The sequence below is a fragment of the Streptomyces sp. NPDC007095 genome, assembly GCF_040634475.1.
Lineage (GTDB): Bacteria > Actinomycetota > Actinomycetes > Streptomycetales > Streptomycetaceae > Streptomyces.
The window spans coordinates 1-18,836 of record NZ_JBEYFS010000069.1; the positions used below are offsets into that span (position 1 = coordinate 1).

The 18,836-nt window shown below is 70.6% G+C and carries 17 protein-coding genes and 1 pseudogene; 10 read left to right on the forward strand and 8 right to left on the reverse strand.

The features are described from left to right. The 6 genes from ABZ656_RS23660 to ABZ656_RS23685 form a co-directional block, all read right to left on the reverse strand. A partial coding sequence (locus ABZ656_RS23660) for a twin-arginine translocation signal domain-containing protein (protein ID WP_360270341.1) occupies positions 1 to 109 on the reverse strand: 109 nt, incomplete at its 3' end. A 6-nt stretch (positions 110 to 115) separates the two neighbouring features. Further along, positions 116 to 2,869, reverse strand: a complete 2,754-nt coding sequence (locus ABZ656_RS23665) for a bifunctional YncE family protein/alkaline phosphatase family protein (RefSeq protein WP_360270287.1) — start codon at positions 2,867 to 2,869, stop codon at positions 116 to 118. A gap of 4 nt (positions 2,870 to 2,873) precedes the next feature. Next, entirely contained in the window at positions 2,874 to 4,232 is a 1,359-nt protein-coding gene (locus ABZ656_RS23670) for an ABC transporter permease (protein WP_101403049.1), read from the reverse strand. After that, complete coding sequence (locus ABZ656_RS23675) at positions 4,229 to 5,170, reverse strand: ABC transporter ATP-binding protein (RefSeq protein ID WP_360270289.1); 942 nt, start codon at positions 5,168 to 5,170, stop codon at positions 4,229 to 4,231. Before ABZ656_RS23675 ends, ABZ656_RS23670 begins: the two co-directional genes overlap by 4 nt. A 358-nt stretch (positions 5,171 to 5,528) precedes the next feature. Next, positions 5,529 to 5,810 (reverse strand): hypothetical protein, encoded by a 282-nt coding sequence (locus tag ABZ656_RS23680; protein WP_360270347.1) that lies wholly within the window; start codon positions 5,808 to 5,810, stop codon positions 5,529 to 5,531. A 621-nt stretch (positions 5,811 to 6,431) separates the two neighbouring features. Next, positions 6,432 to 9,806: a pyruvate carboxylase gene (locus ABZ656_RS23685; RefSeq protein WP_360270291.1), complete on the reverse strand. Its 3,375-nt coding sequence runs from the start codon at positions 9,804 to 9,806 to the stop codon at positions 6,432 to 6,434. Between the two features lie 378 nt (positions 9,807 to 10,184). On the opposite strand from ABZ656_RS23685, the gene ABZ656_RS23690 reads away from it, so the two are divergent. From ABZ656_RS23690 to ABZ656_RS23715, 6 genes and pseudogenes are all read left to right on the forward strand, one after another. After that, positions 10,185 to 10,658 carry a hypothetical protein gene (locus ABZ656_RS23690; protein ID WP_360270293.1) on the forward strand — a complete coding sequence of 158 codons (474 nt, stop codon included), beginning with the start codon at positions 10,185 to 10,187 and terminating at the stop codon, positions 10,656 to 10,658. Between the two features lie 175 nt (positions 10,659 to 10,833). After that, positions 10,834 to 11,568: a carbonic anhydrase gene (locus ABZ656_RS23695; protein WP_180362277.1), complete on the forward strand. Its 735-nt coding sequence runs from the start codon at positions 10,834 to 10,836 to the stop codon at positions 11,566 to 11,568. 83 nt (positions 11,569 to 11,651) lie between these two features. Beyond that, complete coding sequence (locus ABZ656_RS23700) at positions 11,652 to 12,224, forward strand: hypothetical protein (protein WP_360270296.1); 573 nt, start codon at positions 11,652 to 11,654, stop codon at positions 12,222 to 12,224. 144 nt (positions 12,225 to 12,368) lie between these two features. Beyond that, positions 12,369 to 13,041: pseudogene (locus ABZ656_RS23705) on the forward strand (hypothetical protein). Further along, on the forward strand, positions 13,038 to 13,421 hold the full coding sequence (locus ABZ656_RS23710) for a nuclear transport factor 2 family protein (RefSeq protein WP_360270298.1): 384 nt from the start codon (positions 13,038 to 13,040) through the stop codon (positions 13,419 to 13,421). Before ABZ656_RS23705 ends, ABZ656_RS23710 begins: the two are co-directional and overlap by 4 nt. Before the next feature lie 127 nt (positions 13,422 to 13,548). Further along, positions 13,549 to 15,840 carry an FUSC family protein gene (locus ABZ656_RS23715; RefSeq protein WP_360270300.1) on the forward strand — a complete coding sequence of 764 codons (2,292 nt, stop codon included), beginning with the start codon at positions 13,549 to 13,551 and terminating at the stop codon, positions 15,838 to 15,840. A 21-nt stretch (positions 15,841 to 15,861) separates the two neighbouring features. On the opposite strand, the gene ABZ656_RS23720 is transcribed toward ABZ656_RS23715, so the two are convergent. Next, positions 15,862 to 16,182 (reverse strand): hypothetical protein, encoded by a 321-nt coding sequence (locus ABZ656_RS23720; RefSeq protein WP_101403044.1) that lies wholly within the window; start codon positions 16,180 to 16,182, stop codon positions 15,862 to 15,864. A gap of 41 nt (positions 16,183 to 16,223) precedes the next feature. Between ABZ656_RS23720 and ABZ656_RS23725 the strand changes: the two genes are divergently transcribed. The 4 genes from ABZ656_RS23725 (at position 16,224) to ABZ656_RS23740 (ending at position 18,170) form a co-directional block, all read left to right on the forward strand. After that, the gene (locus tag ABZ656_RS23725; RefSeq protein WP_360270302.1) at positions 16,224 to 16,427 is read left to right on the forward strand and encodes a hypothetical protein; all 204 of its coding nucleotides are present in this window, start codon (positions 16,224 to 16,226) and stop codon (positions 16,425 to 16,427) included. Positions 16,428 to 16,457: 30 nt separating this feature from the next. Further along, positions 16,458 to 17,204, forward strand: a complete 747-nt coding sequence (locus ABZ656_RS23730; RefSeq protein WP_360270304.1) for an ATP-binding cassette domain-containing protein — start codon at positions 16,458 to 16,460, stop codon at positions 17,202 to 17,204. Positions 17,205 to 17,277: 73 nt separating this feature from the next. Next, the gene (locus ABZ656_RS23735; RefSeq protein ID WP_360270343.1) at positions 17,278 to 17,877 is read left to right on the forward strand and encodes a S26 family signal peptidase; all 600 of its coding nucleotides are present in this window, start codon (positions 17,278 to 17,280) and stop codon (positions 17,875 to 17,877) included. After that, entirely contained in the window at positions 17,874 to 18,170 is a 297-nt protein-coding gene (locus tag ABZ656_RS23740; protein ID WP_360270306.1) for a hypothetical protein, read from the forward strand. Before ABZ656_RS23735 ends, ABZ656_RS23740 begins: the two co-directional genes overlap by 4 nt. A 109-nt stretch (positions 18,171 to 18,279) precedes the next feature. Here the strand turns inward: ABZ656_RS23740 and ABZ656_RS23745 are convergent, their stop codons facing one another. Next, on the reverse strand, positions 18,280 to 18,783 hold the full coding sequence (locus ABZ656_RS23745) for a MarR family transcriptional regulator (RefSeq protein WP_101403040.1): 504 nt from the start codon (positions 18,781 to 18,783) through the stop codon (positions 18,280 to 18,282). Between the last annotated feature and the right edge of the window lie 53 nt (positions 18,784 to 18,836).

An 18,836-nucleotide genomic window follows, 5' to 3' on the forward strand; every position in this document is an offset into this window, starting at 1 on the left:
TGGGGCCCGCGCCACCCGTGAGACCCACGTGGCGCAGGAAGGAACGCCGGCTCGTGCCAGGACCGCGGGCCGGCGGTGACGCCGGCCAGGGGCCCCTTGACGCGATCAGCCTGCGTCAGCCGTCGGACTCCGAGGAGGGGATGTAGGCGCCCGGGACGTCCTTGGGCGCGAAGATCTTGTCCTCGCCGGGGTAGGGCTTCGTCCACCCGTGTGTCTGGTACCACGTGAAGTGGTTCATCTGTGCGGGGTTCGCGAAGTCGGGAATGGCGCCCGGCCCGGTCAGCCGCTGGTGCGTCTTCCATTCCTCCCACTTCGCCGCGAGTGCCTGCTTGTCCGCCGGCACCTTTGCCGAGGGCACGGCCGCCGCACTGGGGTCCTGCGGCGCCGGGGTGTCCACGCCGCAGGCGGGCGGGGTCTTCAGGCCGTCGGTCAGCGAGGTCCGGTTGGGCAGCGCCTTGAACGGCGTGAAGTCGGCGTGCTGGGTGAACGCCCCGCGCATCGGGCTGGCCGCGCTGTCCTTCTGGTTCATCGGATGGATCCCGAGGATCTGCTCGATGGTCCGGATCAGCGTGATCTGCGAGTAGTAGCGGCTGTCGACGGTGCCGTGCTGGGCCCAGGGGCTGATGATCTGGATCGGGGCACGGTGGCCGTCGACGTGGTCGAGGCCGGCCTGGGAGTCGTCCTCGACCACGAAGATCGCCGAGTCCTTCCAGTACTTGCTGTGCGAGATCTCGTCGACCATCCGGCCGACCGCGAGGTCGTTGTCCGCGACCTGAGCGGCCGCGTTCGCCGGACCGCCGGTGTGGTCGTTGGAGAGCCAGAACATGTTCAGGTTCGCCGGACCGTTCTTCTCGAAGTCCTGCTTCCAGATCTGCTCCTTGTAGATGTCCGGGATGCTGGTGTCGAACAGCGGGAAGCCGGGCACCGACACCTTGTTGAGCGACGGGATCGCCGAGCCCGTTTGAATGGGGTAGGCGGTGTCCTGCCCGGTCGCCTCCATGTTCTTGGTGTCGCAGTACAGGTTCTGCCAGGACGCGCCGGCCGGCTTGCTCTCGAACGACTGGAACTCGCCGAAGTCCTTGACGGACTTCCCAGCCGCCTGCGCACCGGTCCAGATGAAGCCGGACTTCTGGTGGCCGAGAGCGTCGTCCTCGGTGTCGTAGCTGCGCGTGTACTCACCGGCCGATGACTCGGTGTACTCCGGGTCGTCGGCCTGCATCAGCCAGTTGTGGCCCTCGGCGGAGTTCGTGCCGATGTCGTACGTGTTGTCGTACAACCCGAACTGCGAAGCCAGCGCGTGCTGGTTCGGCGTCACGTTCTCGCCGAACTGCGTCACCGACGGGTCGCCGTTGCCCTGCGGCATGTCACCGAAGACCTGGTCGTAGGTGCGGTTCTCCTTGACGATCATGAAGACGTGCTTGATCGTCGAGGGAGCGCCGAGCCGCGCCGGGACCGGCACCGGCCTCTGGTTGCCCTTGCCCTTGGACAGCGGGACCGAGCCGCGGGTCCAGCCGTTCTGTTTGAAGACCTTGCCCGTCTGGGACCTGATGACGCTGTCGTCCGGCAGTGTGAACTGGGTCAGGCTCGACGTCGTGTCGTGGGTGCCGTGCCCGGCTTTGCCGGTGGGGCGGCGGGCGTCGATACCACGGGTGTTGGAGACGACCACCTTCTTGCCCACGGTGGTGATCTCCGCGGGGAAGTAGTCCGTCGGGAGCAGGCCGACGTAACTGGCCGGCTCCTGCGGAGACTTGTACCGGTAGACGGCGACGGCGTTGGCGCGGCCGAGGGTGACCAGCAGACGACCGTCGTCCGTGAGCGTCACCGCGTTGGGCTCGTAGCCCACCGACGCCTCCGGCCACGGCTGGGTGGCGATGGTCTGCACGACCTTGTTCTTGCGGGTGTCGATGACCGACACATTGTTGTCGGCGGTGTTGGTGACGAACAACGCCCCGTTCTTCGCGTACAGGGCCGTCGGGTGCAGACCGACGTCGATGCTCCCGACGGCCGCAGTCGGGTCCGCCAGGTCGATGACACTGACCGTGCCGGTGGTGGTGGCACCGGTCTCCGGGTCGGCCGGAACCTGGGTGCCGTAGGAGTTGATCGTGGTGTCGCCGGCCTTGGCCGGACGCCCGCCCTCGTTGCTGACGTAGAGCTTGTTGCCGACCGCGGCGATGCCGCGGGGTGCGTTGCCAACGGCCCAGCTCTGCTTGATGGTCCCGGTCGCCGCGTCGATGGCGGCCACCCGGTTCTGGCCGTTGACCGCGCAGTACACGGTGGAGCCGTCGGCCGAGAACACCGCGGCACCCACCAGGGCGTGCTTGGAGCCGTCGGCCGGGATCGAGATGGTCGTCGGGTTGGCGAGGGTGCCGTCCGAGTTCACGGTGAACCTGGTGTAGCCGTCGCTCTGGCCCAACCACAGCTGCGACCCATCGGGCGAGTACGTCGGGCCCTCCTGGCCGACGGCGCCGCTCGTGATGCGCAGGTCGTCCGTCGAGGCGGTGCCGACGCGCTGCTTCACCTGCCCGGTCTTGAGGTCCATGACCACCAGCGACGCATCACCGTCGGCGATCGAGGCCGCGAGATGGCTGCCGTCCGGGCTGACCGAGGACGACATGATCTTGCCGTTGTTGATGACGGTGCGGCTGCCGTACGGGGCGATGTACTGGTCGCTCGAGATGACCTGGCCGTGATCGGTGACCTGGCCGACCTGCTGGGTGCCGAACTGGCTCGTCGAGGCAACAGCGGTGCCCGTGACGGCGAGGGCCACAGCGATGCCCGCCGCTACCAGAGTGCTCCGGCGGCCGACGCGTCTGCCAAAAAGGTTGATCTGTTCCTTCTCATTGCTCCGACGCTGCCGTGCTACCTGCATGGAGTTATCCCTTCGAGGCGGTGTCGAGCAGGTCGACGCTGCCGTCGAACTGCCAAAGCGGGTTGGGTGCGTCCCCGGTCGGGGTGCGGACCAGGAAGTAGCCGTTCACTTCCTTCGGTCCGTCACCGTCGGCCATGAAACGACCGTCAGGTGTGACGTCGAGCTGGTAGATCGCCGTCCCCACGACCTCGACGCCAGGGAGATGCCAGGACACGACGCAACGCCAGTCGTTGCCCGGCCCCTCGGCGGCGACCTTGACGCTGCCCTTGTCGCACGTCGCCGTGGCCTTCAACTGCGCTTCTGTGACGGCGGGACGGTTGAGCTGCTCGGTTTGCAGGCGATAGAGATGGGCGAACGCCGTGGCGACCGAGCGCTGGACTTTGTCCTGCTCGATCCCGGAGCCGGTGACCCCGGTCGCCGAGGCGAGCACCGCGACCGTGACGGCGACCAGCCCGACGAGCGGCAGGACTCCGGCGGTGACCGCGCGGCGCCCCGAGCCGTCGTAGGTCGGGTTGGTGAAGTCGCGCCGCAGGAATAGCACGTAGGCCAGCACGCTTGCGGTCACCGCCCACAGCAGGCTGACCACGATGCCGATCAGGAGCGGGCCGGGCTGCGTGGGGCTGGTGAACAGACCGTTCCAGGCGATGAAGGCGTAGCTGGGCAGGGCGAGGCGTACGGCGACGGGCAGCGGCATCACCTGGGCGAGCTGCATCGCGAGCGCGACGAGCGCGGGCAGCAGCAGTCCCATCGGGGACCGCCCCAGCGTGACGGACCCGAGCAGTCCGATCGCGGCGAGAGCCAGGGTCGGGGCGAGTACGCAGACCCAGGCGAGCAGGACCTTGCCGGCGGCGTCCGCCGGGGTCAGCAGGTGGCCGTCGAGGCCTGCCAGCGGCTGGTTGCCGACCGCGACGATCCCGCCGGCCGTGCTGGAACAGGCCAGCCCGGCCACGAGCAGCAGGATGACGGTGAGGCTGGCCAGTGCCTTGGCGGCGAAGATCCGCCCAGGCGAGCGCACCGCCACGAGCAGGTGGCGCCAGGTGCCGAGCCGGTCCTCGGAGGCGAACACGTCGCCGGCGACCACCGAGGTCAGCAGCGGGAGTGCCCAGGTGCCCGCGAAGCCGAGCATCACCAGCGCTCCGGCCCACCCGGTGGCGTGCATCCAGCGGCCGAAGAGGGTGTCGGAGGGTAGCGTGCTCTGCCGGCTCACCGCGGCGACGAAGAGCGCCGGCGCGATCCAGCAGGCGAGGACCAGCAGGCGGATCCGCCATTGCGAGACCAGCTTGACCAGCTCGAAGCGGTAGGCGCGCGGAACCGAGACGCGGCGGGCTGCGGCAACGTTGTCTTCGGCGATGGTCGCGGTCACCGGCCGTTCTCCTTCTGCTCGGTGAGGGCGAGGAACGCGGCTTCGAGCGGCGACACCAGGGGGGCGAGCTCGCGCAACGCGATGCCCGCCTGCACCAGCCGCACCACCAGTTCGTCGAGGGCGGGCACCGGCGCGCGCACGACGAGGACCTCGGCGTCGTGCCGTGCCCCGGTGTCGTCGACGACGCGGATTCCGGCCGTGCCGAGGGCCAGTTGGCGGGCGGCCTGCGGGTCGGAGGTGAGCAGCCGGTAGTCGAGTTCACGGTTCTCGGCGGCCAGCTTGCTCAGCGGGCCGGTGAAGACGACCCGTCCGGTGGCGACGATGGTGGCCTCGGAGCACAGTGCCTGGAGGTCGTCCATGCGGTGGCTGGAGAGCACGACGCTGGTTCCGTCCGCCGCGAGCCGGGTGAGGACACCGTGTACGTGCTTTTTGCCGGCCGGGTCAAGGCCGTTGGACGGTTCGTCGAGCACGAGCAGCCGGGGCTTGGTGAGCAGGGCGGCGGCAAGCCCGAGCCGCTGACGCATGCCGAGGGAGAAGCCGCGGGCCTGGTCGTCGGCGACATCGGTGAGCCCGACCTGGTCGAGCACGTCGTCGACCCCCGCGGTCCGCGCGTCGCGGCCTCGCAGAGCGGCCAGCGCGGCGAGGTTCTGCCGGGCGGTGAGCGAGGGGTAGAGGCCGGGCCCGTCCACGAAGCCGGCGACACCGTCGGGGGCGGCGAGCGCACGCCTGAGCGGCGTGCCCAGGATCTGGAGGCGGCCGCTGTCGGCGACGGCCAGGCCGAGCAGGAGACCGAGCAGCGTCGTCTTGCCGGCGCCGTTCGGTCCGACCAGGCCGTGGATCTGCCCCTGCGCCACCTCCAGATCGACGCCGTCGAGTGCCACGACGTCGCCGAAACACTTGGTGATCCCGCGAGCCTGGACTGCGAGTGGTGTGTCCATGAGCCCCTTCTTCCGAAACACTCAGGGACCTTAGGGACGGCACACAACGCGGGCACAGGCGACTGGTTGAACGTGCAGGAAACGGATCGTCAAGGCGTCGGCAAGTCCGGGTGCACAAAATAGCCAGCATCGAGCCAGAGTTGGGCAACCGTTCCTATGGGCTCAGTGGGAGTGAGTCCTGTTGAAGAAGGTGCGACGGTGTGCGCGGCCGGCCGGCCCGGCTTGCCGCGCGGGGGAGGCGGAAGTGCCGATCGCTCGCACCTGCCCGCTGGAGCGGGTGCCAGACGCGTTCCGCGAGCTGGAACGGCGGCACACCCGCGGCAAGATCGTGCTCGGGCCCCAGAAGCTGTCCGGCCGGTCATGCTTCCGTTCCGTGATCAGTCGCAGCCGCCGACTGCCCGGTTTCCCGCTGCGTGTTCTCCACCGGGAAGTGGATGGGGCTGATCAGGTACTGTGCCCGCTCAGGGCTCGGCCGGTTGGCCAGTCTCGGCGCGATGGCTGCGCGGAGCTCACCGGTCAGTTCTTCCAGCTCTGCTGGGCTGAGCCAGAGTGCGTGTTGCCGGTAACCCACTTGGTCGGCGACCGGGTCGGCCCCTTCGCGGGCGAGATAGGCGTTGAACTCGGCCAGCAGGGCGGTCATCGCGGTGGCGAATGTCTGGCGATGGTCCGCCGGACTGGCGGTGACAGCCTGTCGAGCGCAGGTAAGACCGGGACTCGTTCCGGCGCAGCGCGAAGAAGCAGGAAGCCACGGAATCCGCACCGGGGTTCGTGTCGCGCAGCGGCACAGCACCCGGTGCGGAAGACCGGAATCTCCCTGTTTCAGCAGGGGGAGCAAGTCAATACCGCGACGAGGCCGTCCAGCCGGGTGCCGGGTGGACCTGCGCGTCGAGTTCGGTGCCTGTTCCGTCGTCTGGTGGGTCAAGGGCGATCGCGCCTGCGCCGACCGGCGGGCGTGGGGAGGAGCTGGAACGCCTACCTCATCGTCAACCTGTCCGTCTGCGCCGGGCGTTACCACCCACCGTCGGTCCCCGGGGTCTCCGAGACGGCGTTCGAGGTGGCGCAGCCACTCGTCCACAGACCGAGCATGGTCGGCGACTGCCTCTGGCGTCGGCACACGACCGGCCGTGACACCGTCGCACCCCGCGCCCCGACGCCGTAGCACCTCGATTGCCGCCCGTCTGTCGAAGATCGGGCGGGCGGCCGCAGGTCGGTCCCGACGGAGCACGCGTGCTTCACGCACGCGTGCTCAGCGACACGAGCCTCAGCCGACCTCGATGAGCAGGTCGCCGCCTTCCACCTGCTGGATCCGGTTGATGGCCAGCCTGGTCACCCGGCCGGCCTTCGGGGCGGTGATGGAGGCTTCCATCTTCATCGCCTCGATGGTAGCCACGGTCGCACCGGCCTCCACCTCGTCGCCCTCGGCGACCGCGAGCGTCACCACACCGGCGAACGGCGCCGCCACGTGCCCGGGGTTGGCCCGGTCGGCCTTCTCGGTCACCGGTACGTCGGAAGCCGCCGCGTTGTCACGGACCTGGATCGGCCGCAGTTGGCCGTTCAGGGAGGACATCACGGTGCGCATACCGCGTTCGTCTGCCTCGCCGATGGCCTGGAGCTCGATGAGGAGCCGCACTCCGGGTTCGAGGTCGACGGCGTACTCCTTGGCGGGACGCAGCCCGTAGAAGAAGTCCTTGCTGTCCAGCACGCTCGTGTCGCCGTAGGCCTGGCGGCGGGTGTCGAAGTCGCGCGTCGGCCCGGGGAACAGCAGCCGGTTGAGGGTCGAACGCCGGGTCTTCTCCAGACCCGTACGGTCCTCTGCGGTCAGCTCAGGTACGGGCTTGGCCTCTGCACGGCCCTGGAGCGCCTTGGTGCGGAAGGGCTCCGGCCAGCCGCCGGGCGGGGTGCCCAGTTCGCCGCGCAGGAAGCCGATGACGGAGTCGGGGATGTCGAACCTGTCGGGTGTCGACTCGAAGTCCTCCGGCGCCACCCCGGCACCCACCAGGTGCAGGGCGAGGTCACCGACGACCTTGGAGGAGGGAGTGACCTTGACCAGGTGGCCCAGGATACGGTCGGCCGCCTCGTACATCGCCTCGATGTCCTCGAAGCGGTCACCGAGGCCGAGGGCGACCGCCTGGGTGCGCAGGTTGGACAACTGGCCGCCGGGGATCTCATGGTGGTAGACGCGTCCGGTAGGCGAGGCCAGGCCCGCCTCGAAGGGCGCGTAGATCCTTCGGACGCTCTCCCAGTACGGCTCCAGGTCACCGACGGCCCCCAGGTCCAGGCCGGTGGGCCGGTCGGAGTGGTCGGTGGCGGCGACGATCGCCGACAGCGACGGCTGTGAGGTGGTGCCCGCCATGGAGGCGACCGCGCCGTCCACCGCGTCGGCGCCGGCCTGGATCGCGGCGAGGTAGGTGGCGAGCTGACCGCCCGCGGTGTCGTGGGTGTGCAGGTGCACCGGCAGATCGAACTCGCGGCGCAGCGCCGACACGAGCGTGGCCGCGGCGGGTGCCCGCAGCAGACCGGCCATGTCCTTGACGGCAAGGACGTGCGCGCCGGCGTCCACGATCTGCTCCGCGAGGCGGAGGTAGTAGTCCAGGGTGTACAGCCGCTCCGACGGGTCGGACAGGTCGGAGGTGTAGCACAGGGCGACCTCGGCGATCGCCGTCCCGGTCTCCCGTACGGCGTCGATGGCCGGGCGCATCTGGCCGACGTCGTTGAGCGCGTCGAAGATGCGGAAGATGTCGATGCCGGTGGCCGCGGCCTCCTGGACGAAGGCGTCGGTCACCTCGGTCGGGTAGGGCGTGTAGCCGACGGTGTTGCGGCCGCGCAGCAGCATCTGGAGGCAGATGTTGGGCACGGCTTCGCGCAGGGCCGCCAGGCGTTCCCAGGGGTCCTCGGCGAGGAAGCGCAGGGCGACGTCGTAGGTGGCGCCGCCCCAGCATTCCAGGGACAGCAGCTCGGGCAGGGTCCGGGCCACGGTCGGGGCGACGGCCAGGAGGTCCTTGGTGCGCACCCGGGTGGCGAGCAGGGACTGGTGGGCGTCGCGGAAGGTGGTGTCGGTGACGCCGATGGTCGGCGACTCGCGCAGCTGCCGGGCGAAGCCCTCCGGGCCGAGTTCGACGAGGCGCTGCCGGGAACCCGCGGGCGGCTCACCGGCGGGCAGCGGTGGCAGTTTGGTGACGGGGTCGATCAGGTCGGGGCGTTCGCCGTGCGGCTTGTTCACCGTGACGTCGGCGAGGTAGGTGAGCAGCTTGGTGCCGCGGTCGGCGGAGTGGCGGGCGGTGAGCAGGTGGGGCCGCTGTTCGATGAACGACGTCGTGACCCGCCCGGCCTGGAAGTCGGGGTCGTCCAATACGGCTTGGAGGAACGGGATGTTCGTGGCGACGCCCCGGATGCGGAACTCGGCCACGGCACGCCGGGCCCGGCCGATCGCGGACTTGAAGTCCCGGCCCCGGCAGGTGAGCTTGACGAGCATCGAGTCGAAGTGCGCGCTGATCTCCGTACCCGCGTGGGTGGTACCGCCGTCCAGGCGGATACCCGAGCCGCCCGGCGAGCGGTAGGCGCTGATCCGGCCGGTGTCCGGGCGGAAGCCGTTCGCCGGATCCTCGGTGGTGATACGGCACTGGAGAGCGGCACCGCGCAGGGTGACCGTCTCCTGGGAGAGCCCGAGATCCGCCAGCGACTCGCCCGAGGCGATGCGCAGCTGGGCCTGGACGAGGTCGACGTCGGTGACCTCCTCCGTCACCGTGTGTTCCACCTGGATGCGCGGGTTCATCTCGATGAAGACGTGGTTGCCGTCGCGGTCGAGGAGGAACTCCACGGTGCCCGCGTTGCGGTAGCCGATCTCGCGGGCGAACCGCACCGCGTCGGCGCAGATCCGGTCCCGCAGCGCCGGATCGAGGTTCGGCGCGGGCGCCAGTTCGATCACCTTCTGGTGGCGGCGCTGCACCGAGCAGTCGCGCTCGAACAGGTGGATGACGTTGCCCTGTCCGTCGGCGAGGATCTGCACCTCGATGTGGCGCGGATCGATGACGGCCTTCTCGAGGAAGACGGTGGGGTCGCCGAACGCCGACGTCGCCTCGCGGGAGGCCGCCTCGATGGACTCACGCAGTGCGGCCGGGTCCTCGACCCGCCGCATGCCGCGCCCTCCGCCGCCCGCGACCGCCTTGACGAACACGGGAAAGCCGACGTCCTCGGCGGCGCGAACCAGTTCGTCGACGTCGTCGGAGGGCGCCGAGGAGCCGAGGACCGGCACGCCGGCCGCCCGGGCCGCCGCCACGGCGCGGGCCTTGTTTCCCGTCAGCTCGAGAGTGGCGGCGTCCGGGCCGACGAACGTGATGCCCGCCTCCTCGCAGGCGCGCGCCAGTTCCGGGTTCTCCGACAGGAACCCGTAGCCCGGGTAGACGGCGTCCGCACCCGCCTTGCGTGCGGCACGGACGACCTCCTCCACGGAGAGATAGGCCCGTACCGGGTGCCCCGGCTCGCCGATCTCGTAGGCCTCGTCGGCCTTCAGCCTGTGCAGCGAGTTGCGGTCCTCGTGAGGGAAGACGGCCACGGTTCGCGCGCCCAGTTCATAGCCTGCGCGGAACGCGCGAATCGCAATCTCGCCGCGGTTGGCGACCAGCACCTTGCGGAACATCCTGGATCCCTTCGGCCTGCCGGTGACGAGGACCATGCTGTCGGTGACGCCCCCGTTATGCCATGTGAACCGGGCCACTCCCGTCCATGTCCCGCTCGGAACACCGTGAATTCGGGGTGGGCCGTCCAGGGCGGACGTACGTCGTCGCCCGCACGGGTGGTTCCCGCCACCATCATGGTGCCCCGCGATCTCCGACGGATGCGTACCTTCCGCCGCGCGACGGGGTCTCGGGCGGCTTCCTGGTGAACCGGCGTCAAGAAGCAGCCGTCGGCCGCGGGTGGCAGATTGCCGCCGTTGACCCGTATGTACCGGACATGACAGCGTCGGCCCTGCCCGGGCGGCAGGCCCCGGACGCATCCGCAGAGGGGACCGATCAGCATGGGCGGCAGACGGGCCGTGTACACCGTGGCGGCGGCCGCAACAGCCGCACTGCTTCTCGGAGTCTCGGGCACGGCGGCCACGGCCGCCGCCGGACCTTCCCCGGCCGGGACACCCCTGGCAGCCCTGCACGCCTTCGGCCGGAGCGACTTCTCCCCGGAGGAGGAGGCGCACCTGCGGGAGGTGGCAGCCTCCATCTGGAACGCCGACCTGGCCGCCGGCTGGAACATGAACCCCGACGTCGCCGACGTCCTCTCCCAGGCGACCGGGGAGATCCTCCGGTGCTCCGAGGCCTTCGCGCTGGTACCCCGGCCGCCCGGTTTCCTCCCCGGCGTCGGCTATCTGCTCAGCTACTGGAAGAACCTCAAGGACTACTTCCTCGTCGTGAAGGACAACCGGCCCTACCGGGCCTGCGTGGTGACCGCGGCGGCGAACTACCGGTCGGCGATCGAGATGGCGTCGATGGGCATCTGACCTGCCGGCTGCGAAGCTCCGCCGCAGACCGTTCCAGGTCTCGCGGTCGTGGGCCATCGGTGGCAATGAGGCCTGCGCCCCCGTGTGCCTCCCGTCCGTTTCGATTACCGCACTGCACAATCGCCCCTGGTCAAGGCGTACGGAGACATCTCGGCGGACTGAGAGGTCAGGGCTGATGGACAGAGCGGGACATCCCGATCGCAGAGTTCTTCTCGTCGGCGGTCTCGCGGCCGCCACGGTCATACTTACGGGGTGTGTGCCGACGAGCGCCGCCCCGTCGGCGACCAGCGCCTCGCCGGAACCGCGGCCGACCACGCCCGCCTCGGCGTTCACCAGACTGATGGAAGGCAACAAGCGCTGGGTGAGCGGCGATCTTCGACATCCCGACCGGGATCCGGTCCGGCGCGAGTTCGTGGCCGAGAAGCAGGAGCCCTTCGCGGCGATCCTCTCCTGCATCGACTCCCGGGTGCCGCCCGAACTCCTCTTCGACACCGGGCTGGGTGACCTGTACGTGATGCGTACGGGCGGGGAGGCCATCGGCCCGGTGGTCACGGGTTCCGTGGAGTACGGGCCCATGACGAGCGGCACTCCGCTCATCGTGGTTCTCGGGCATCAACGCTGCGGCGCCGTCGAGGCGGCGTACAAGTCCATCCGTGACGGCAAACCGCTGCCCGGCAATCTGGAGGCGATCGCCAAGGCCCTGCGCCCGGCGTACGAGAAGGCGGTCCATATGGGCGGTGCCGACCCGGTGGACTCCATGGCCCGAGCGCAGGTGACGCTGACCGCTGCCGACCTGCGCTCCAATCAGGACCTGGCCCCCCTCGTGAAAAAGGGCGCGCTCGCCGTGGTCGGCGCCTACTACTCGCTCGACACCGGCAAGGTGGAAGTCCTGTCCGGAGCGCCCGCCTGACCGGTCCGAGCCGCTGGCGAAGGACACGGCCCGCATGACAGGGTCAGCCTGATCGGAAACAGGCGGGCGATGAGGGTGAGTTCATGGATGCACAGACGTGGGACGCGCTGGTGGAGTCGATGAAGAGCGCGTACGCCGCGGGGCTCGCCGAGGGCGCCGTGCCACGGCCGGTCATCATGCCCCTGGTGCGCGGCGAGTTGGTCGGCCTGATCTGGGTACGGCCGACCGAGCCCGGCAAGGACGCGCTCACCGGCATCGCCGAACTCGCGAACATCGCCGCGGCGGCCGGCGCCGACGAGGTCGTTCTCGCCTGGGAGACCCACGACGTCGCCACCGCCTGCCAGTTGCCGATCACCGGCCCGGTGCCGTGCCTGAACATGGTGCACGCCACGAAGGACGGCCATGTGCTCCATCAGTTCCCCTACACCGAGCAGCCCTCGGCCCGCTCCCCCGAGGGCCGGGACTCGACCGAGCCCGCATGGCAGCCCGCCATCGAGCCGCAACCGGGCGGCGAGTTGGTCCTTCCCGTCCAGGCCGCGGTCAACTACTCCTTCATCCCGCTCGAACTGGACCATCCCTCCCCGTTCGGCGTCACCGTCGTCCTCATGGAAGAAGACGGCTACAACGTCCGCCTGAACGAGGCGTTCGCTCGCTGACCGCGCTTCCGGCTCACTCGACAGCAGGAAGTCACCGCGTGCGCAAAATGACAGGCCGAGCTGTGCCGGGGAGCGCTGTTCGGGGGTGCGACAGGGCCCCTACATGCCTCCCGCGCCGGTCGAGGCGCCCGCAGACCGGGACGCATGACGAGTGAGCAGCAGAACGGCACCGAGCTGGGGCGCTTCCTGCGTGCCCGCCGGGCCCGGGTGACCCCGGAGGAGGCCGGGCTGACCGCCGGCGCCGGCCTGCGCCGCACGCCCGGGCCCCGCGCACGTCGTCAGCCGTACCAGCGACCTCCTCGCCACCAACCCCGCGGGGCTGCGACTGCTCACCGGCATCGAGGACTGGCCCGCCAGACAGCGCAACATCGCCCGGTACGTCTTCCCCCACCCCGTCTCACGCGACCTCTTCCACGACTGGGGCAACCAGGTCCGCGGCTGTGTCGCCCGCCTGCGCGCCCTGGCCGGCACCCACCCCGACTCCGCCGACCTGGCCCGGCTCGCCGGGGAACTCCTGCTGAAGAGCCCGGAGTTCGCCCGGCTGTGGGAGCGCTACGACGTGAAGGGAAGCACGCACGGTCGTAAGACCTTCCACCACCCCGAGGTCGGCGACCTCACCCTCGGCTACCGGTCCATGGAGCTGGAAGGCACCCCGGGCCACCGCCTCGTCGCGTACTACGCCGAACCCGGCACTCCCGACCACGACGCGATCGTCCTCCTCGACCTGCTCTGGCAGGAGCAGTACGCGGACCGGCCGGTGCCGGGCGACGGCGGGCCTGTTTCCGAACCCGGTACCGCCAAGGAGTCAAGCCGATGACGACGTGGACGAGCGACGAGCTCACCCGGATCGAGCACGCGGAAGTCGTCAACGCCTACCGCGCCCACCTTCAGGCGATGACCGACGGCGACACCGACACCCTCGACGACGGGTTCGCCCTCACCCACATCACCGGGTACGTGCAGCCCAAGGCCGAGTGGCTGTCGCAGATGCGCGCCGGACGGTTCGACTACCACCACGTCGACGAGAAGGACGTCACCGTGGGCATCGAGGGCGACACGGCACGTCTCGTCGGCCGGATCATCGCGGATGCGACGGTCTACGGCGCCCACGCGAACTGGCCACTGCGGCTGACCATGGACTACGCCCACGAGGGTGACACCTGGACCGCTCTCCGCTCCGTCGCCACGACCTGGTGATCCACCCGGTGCGGGCACACCCCGCCCGGGTGGATCACGAGCAGGGATCGCGTTCGGGTGACGTCGCTCCGGCACGGACGTCACACTCGGTGGGGCGTAGGCCTGTCGACAGGAGGTGGGCGGACACGTGCGGACATCCAGCCGAATCCGTCCCGGGTCGGTCGCGTCGTGGCTGCGCGACCGCGATCCCGAGCTTGCGGCGACCCGGCGTGCCGGGCGGACGGCGCTCGTCATGCCCGCGCTGTTCGCCCTGTGCAGCCAGGTCATCGGCTCACCGACGATGGCGACCTTCGCCGCGTTCGGTGCGTTCTCGATGCTGCTGCTCGTGGATTTCACCGGTCCGATGGTGCAGCGGCTACGCGCCCACCTCGGCCTCGCGGTGGCCTGGGCCGTCCTGATCTGTCTGGGTACGCTCGTGGCCGACGAGACCTGGCTCGCGGTTACCACCATGGTCGTCATCGGTTTCCTGGTGCTGTTCTCCGGGGTGGTCAGCTCGGTCCTCGCGGGCGCCTCGACCGCGCTGCTGTTGGCCTTCATCCTCCCGGTGACCTCGCCCGTCCCGTTCGCGGAGCTTCCCGCCCGGCTCGCGGGAGCGGGCCTCGCGGCAGCCGCCTCGATGCTCGCGGTCACCCTGCTGTGGCCCCGTCCCAGCAGGGACCCCCTCAGCGCACCCGCCGCCCGGGTCTGCTGTGCGGCCGCCGAACAGCTGCGCACCGACGCGTCCCTCCTGGCGGGCGGTCCTGCCGCGCCGAGCACAGGTCAGTGCCGTACCAGAGCCGACGAGGCCGCAGCCGCCGCGGCCGAGCTGCGCACCGTCTTCGACGCCACCCCGTACCGCCCCACCGGCCTGTCCACCAGCTCGCGCGCCCTCGTCCGCCTGGTCGACGAACTGACCTGGCTCAGCAGCATCCTGGCCGACAGCGCGCCCCCGCTCGACGGTCGAACGGCCTGCGACGTCGACGCCCAGTCCGTACGGCGGGCCGCCGCGGCCGTGCTCGACGAGGTGGCCGCGCTGCTCGACACCCCGCTCGGCTCGCCGGACGGGCTGCACGCGGCCTCGGAGAGTCTGCGCAAGGCCATGGCCGGCATGGAGCGCAACGCCACCACCCGGCTGCCCGTGCGCCAGGGCGGTGCCGGCACGCCTTCTCAGGTGCACCCCGTCATCGGGGCGCTGGACCTTTCGTTCCGCGCACAGGAGCTGGGTTTCGCGACGCTTCAGATCGCGGACAACGTGGCCCTGGCCGCAGCCGCCGAACGCCGCGGCTGGTTCGAACGCCTGCTGGGCCGCGAGCCCGATGCCGTGACCCGACCGCTGGCGGCGGCGCGCGAGCGGGCCGCCGCCCACCTTCAGCCGCAGTCCGTCTGGCTGCACAACAGCCTGCGGGGAGCGCTCGGCCTCGGCATCGCGGTCGGCCTCGCCAACGTGACCAGCGTCCAGCACTCGTTCTGGGTGCTCCTGGGAACCCTGTCGGTGCTGCGCTCGAACGCCCTCAACACCGGGCAGAACGCGGTCCGCGCCCTGGGCGGCACCCTCGCCGGTTCGATCATCGGCACCGGGCTGCTGCACCTCATCGGCCACCACGGCACGGCGCTCTGGTTCCTGTTGCCCCTCGCCGTGTTCGTCGCCGGTATCGCCCCCTCCGCCATCTCCTTCGCCGCCGGTCAGGCGTCCTTCACCATCACCCTCGTCATCCTGTTCAACATCGGCCAGGACCCCGACTGGCACATCGTGCTGCTGCGGATCCAGGACATCGCCATCGGCTGCGCGGTGAGTGTGCTGGTGGGCCTGTTCTTCTGGCCGCGCGGCGCCACGGCGGCCGTCGACCGGGCGCTCGCCGAGGCCTACACGGACAGCGCCCGGTATCTGGCGGGCGCGGTGCAGTACGCCATCGGCCACTGCGGCACCGCGCCCGTGTCGGACGAGGTCGCGCTGCGGGAGGGCGTCGAAGCGGCCGCCGCCGCACGCAGGCTCGACGACGCGTTCCGCAGCTATCTGGCCGAACGCGGCGCCAAACCGGTACCCCTGGCCGACATGACCACTCTGGTGACCGGCATCGTGGGGCTGCGCCTCGCGGCGGACGCGGTCCTCGGGCTGTGGAGACGCGCCGGCGAACTGGACAGCGCGCCGAACCGGGCGGAGGCCGGCCTCGTCCTGCTGAGCGCCGCCGGCCAGATCTCCAGCTGGTACCGGGATCTGGCCGCCGGTCTCGGGCACAACGCCTCCGTCCGGGATCCGCTGCCGCGCAACCCCGCGGCCGAGGCACAGCTGGTCGAATCCCTACGCCGAGATCTCAGCGACGAGCGCGGACAGGCCACGGACACGGCCGTCCGCGTCATCTGGACCGCCGACCACCTCGACGCCGCCCGCCGGCTCCAGCCGAGCCTGGCCGCCGCGGCGAGACCCGACGGTCCGTCCTGACCCGGGGGGCGGTGCCCGGGGTCAGACCGTGGCCTTCGAGGGCGCCGGCAGGCGGCCGGGGTCGAAGGCGGTGGCACTGAGGGTGCCGTCGACGGTGATCAGGCCGAAGACCGGGTACCCGGTGATGTCGAAGGCCTCGCCGAGCGGCCCGTCGCCCGGCTCGACCACGACATGGGCGACCTCGGACAGCGCCGCCACCTGCTCGCGAGCCTCCTCGTCGGTGCCGTGCACGACGGCGAGGACGCTGCGACCGGTCTCGCGGGCCGTGGTGCGCGCCTGCTCCACGAAGAGCGGCAGCCGCTCCTTGCAGGCCCGGCAGTCGGGCGAGAAGAAGCCCAGCATGGTCTCGCCGAGGCCCTCGCGGGTGATCCACGATCGGCGATGTGACGCTGTTCATCGCCGCCGCCGCGGGAGTGCAGGGGGCGTTCACCGGGATCGTGCTCCAGGCCGGATCGGCCGCGGAGGGCGTGCGGCTCTTCGGCCACTATCTCGACCTGCTCGACACCCCCGACGACCTGCCTCGGGGCGAGGCCCCCGCACCGGCCCTCACCGGACGAATCGAACTGCGCGACGTCTGGTTCCGCTAAGACACCTCCGGCCCCTGGGTACTGCGCGGGGTGAACCTGACCGTCCCGGCGGGCACCGCGATGGGCCTGGTGGGCCGCAACGGTGCCGGCAAGAGCACCCTCATCAAGCTGCTCTGCCGGTTCTACGACCCCGAACGCGGCGCGATCCTCTGGGACGGCACCGACATCCGGACCATGGACGTGGCCGAGCTGCGCCGTCGGATCGGCGTCACGTTCCAGGACTACATGACGTACGACCTCTCGGCGGCCGAGAACATCGGCATCGGCGATCTGCCGTACCGCGAGGACCTGGAGCACATCCGCGACAGCGCGCGGCTCGCCGGCATCGACGCGACCCTGCGCGGCCTCCCTGACGGGTACGAGACCCAGCTCAGCCGGGTCCACCTCGACGAGGAGGACGGCACCCCCGGGGTCACCCTTTCCGGCGGCCAGTGGCAACGGGTCGCGCTGGCCCGCTCGTTGATGCGCGGCGACGCCGATCTGCTGATCCTGGACGAGCCCAGCTCGGGCCTGGACCCGGAGGCCGAGCACGAGGTGCACCGCACACTCGGTCGCCACCGCCTGGGACGGACCGCGCTGTTGGTCTCACACCGGCTCGGCGCCCTGCGCGACGCGGACGCGATCGCCGTGCTGGTGGACGGCCGGATCGCCGAACTCGGCTCCCACGACGAGCTGATGGCACTGGGCGGCGGGCACTACGCCCGGCTGTTCGGCCTGCAGGCGGCGGGCTACGCCGAGCGCGGCGACCGCGGCAGAACCACGGAGGCGGCCACATGAGCCGCCCGGAACGGAAGGCGGCCACATGACGGGTGCGGGGCGGACGACGGTGGCGATGGCAACGAGCGCGGGCATGCTGCTCCTGTCCGTACGCGTACTGCGTTCACGCCTCGCCCTCATCAGGGTCACCGGGTCGAGCATGACCCCGGCCTTCGCGGACGGCGACCGGCTGCTCGTCCGCCGTACCACGCGCGTGCGACGCGGCGACGCGGTGGTCTTCCGCAACCCCGTCCCGTTCGGCGACGGCGACGACGCCCTGGCCTGGCTGGTCAAGCGGGTCTCCGCCCTGCCCGGCGATGCCGTGCCGCCCGATGTACGCGAGATCGTCGGGGCCCCGGACGGCGCACTGGTGCCCCCCCGGTTCCCTGATAGTCCGGGGCGACGCCGCCCGCACACAGGACTCCCGCCACTTCGGTTACGTCCCCCGGTCGTCCCTGCTGGGCGTGGTACTCACCCGCCCAACTCCCCTCGGCCGCTCCTGAACCCACTGCTCACGGCGGTGTCCGCTCGGCACATCCGCGGACTGCCGCGCTTTTCGTGTGCCCCTTGCATACGCGCTGAGCACACCCCCTTCTTTCACGACGTGAACTCACCTACACCGGAAGGGCTTTCCCGACTTCACCTCTTGACGTACGGAGTGACGGGGAGCACATTGTCCGCGCAGCTGCTGTGAGAGCGCTCTCACAAAGCGCCGGAGCGCTCTCAACCCCACCCGCGCTCCGCACTCCGCACCCGAAGAGGCACCCGTACGAGAAGAGCGGCCCGCTCTACGACACCCCGCACTTCTCCTACGTCATCGGCAGCGGGGGCGGCGGAGGGAGCGGAGGCGGCAGCTTCCTCCACACCGTCGGCCTCGACCGGCGCGCCTATGCCTTCCCCTACGACGACATCAACGACCAGTCGTCCGTGCAGATCCTGGACAACGCGAACCCGCCGACCAGGCTGACGCTCGGCATCGGCTGGTGATCCACACGCGGTGAAGAGGGGGCGGCCTCGCAGGTCCGGCGCCGGAGAGCCAGGCGTCGTCGCTCGAGCCGCCCCCTCCCCCAGCAGGAGCGGGTTCTCCGAGGCCCGGTCAGCGGGGTGCGGTGCGCAGGTCGATACCGCGGCGGTGGGCGTCGGAGGCCACGACCTGGGCCGCCAACTGGGACAGCCGCTGCCGGTCGGCGTCCGAGAGCGGCGCGACGGACAGCTCGATCCGCTCGGCGAACTGTGCCGCGAGCTGTTCGACGAGCTGTCGGCCGGCGTCAGTGATCGACACCTGGAACGCGCGGCGGTCGCTCGCGCTGACGGTGCGCGTGACCAGGCCGCGACGCTGCGCGCGGTCGACCAGGCCGCTGATCGAGGACTTGTCCAGGCCGAGCAGCCGACCGAGCTGGTTCATCGTCGGCTCCCGGTCCCGCAGTACCCCGAGCAGTCGCGTCTGGATGATCGACAAGTCATGCTGCCCGGCGATCTCGTCCAGGGCGCCGTGCACCAGAAACGACAGCTGGGCGAGGGCGTCCACGTCCACCGGCCCGGGATCCTCACCTGTGCGTGACGGTGCGACCGGGGGCGGCGTGCAGTTGGGCGAAGTCATACTCCGATTCTACTTGCAAAGGTTCGTGCCGCGAACTAGTTTAGTACGTGCCA

Bases quoted from the DNA above. Each gene is read 5' to 3' on its own strand.
- ABZ656_RS23735 (WP_360270343.1), top strand. From the start codon at position 17,278: ATGCTGCTCCTGTCCGTACGCGTACTGCGTTCACGCCTCGCCCTCATC.
- ABZ656_RS23720 (WP_101403044.1), bottom strand. From the start codon at position 16,182: ATGCTGGGCTTCTTCTCGCCCGACTGCCGGGCCTGCAAGGAGCGGCTG.
- ABZ656_RS23745 (WP_101403040.1), bottom strand. From the start codon at position 18,783: ATGACTTCGCCCAACTGCACGCCGCCCCCGGTCGCACCGTCACGCACA.
- ABZ656_RS23700 (WP_360270296.1), top strand. From the start codon at position 11,652: ATGGATGCACAGACGTGGGACGCGCTGGTGGAGTCGATGAAGAGCGCG.
- ABZ656_RS23665 (WP_360270287.1), bottom strand. From the start codon at position 2,869: ATGCAGGTAGCACGGCAGCGTCGGAGCAATGAGAAGGAACAGATCAAC.
- ABZ656_RS23690 (WP_360270293.1), top strand. From the start codon at position 10,185: ATGGGCGGCAGACGGGCCGTGTACACCGTGGCGGCGGCCGCAACAGCC.
- ABZ656_RS23710 (WP_360270298.1), top strand. From the start codon at position 13,038: ATGACGACGTGGACGAGCGACGAGCTCACCCGGATCGAGCACGCGGAA.
- ABZ656_RS23685 (WP_360270291.1), bottom strand. From the start codon at position 9,806: ATGTTCCGCAAGGTGCTGGTCGCCAACCGCGGCGAGATTGCGATTCGC.
- ABZ656_RS23695 (WP_180362277.1), top strand. From the start codon at position 10,834: ATGGACAGAGCGGGACATCCCGATCGCAGAGTTCTTCTCGTCGGCGGT.
- ABZ656_RS23675 (WP_360270289.1), bottom strand. From the start codon at position 5,170: ATGGACACACCACTCGCAGTCCAGGCTCGCGGGATCACCAAGTGTTTC.
- ABZ656_RS23680 (WP_360270347.1), bottom strand. From the start codon at position 5,810: ATGACCGCCCTGCTGGCCGAGTTCAACGCCTATCTCGCCCGCGAAGGG.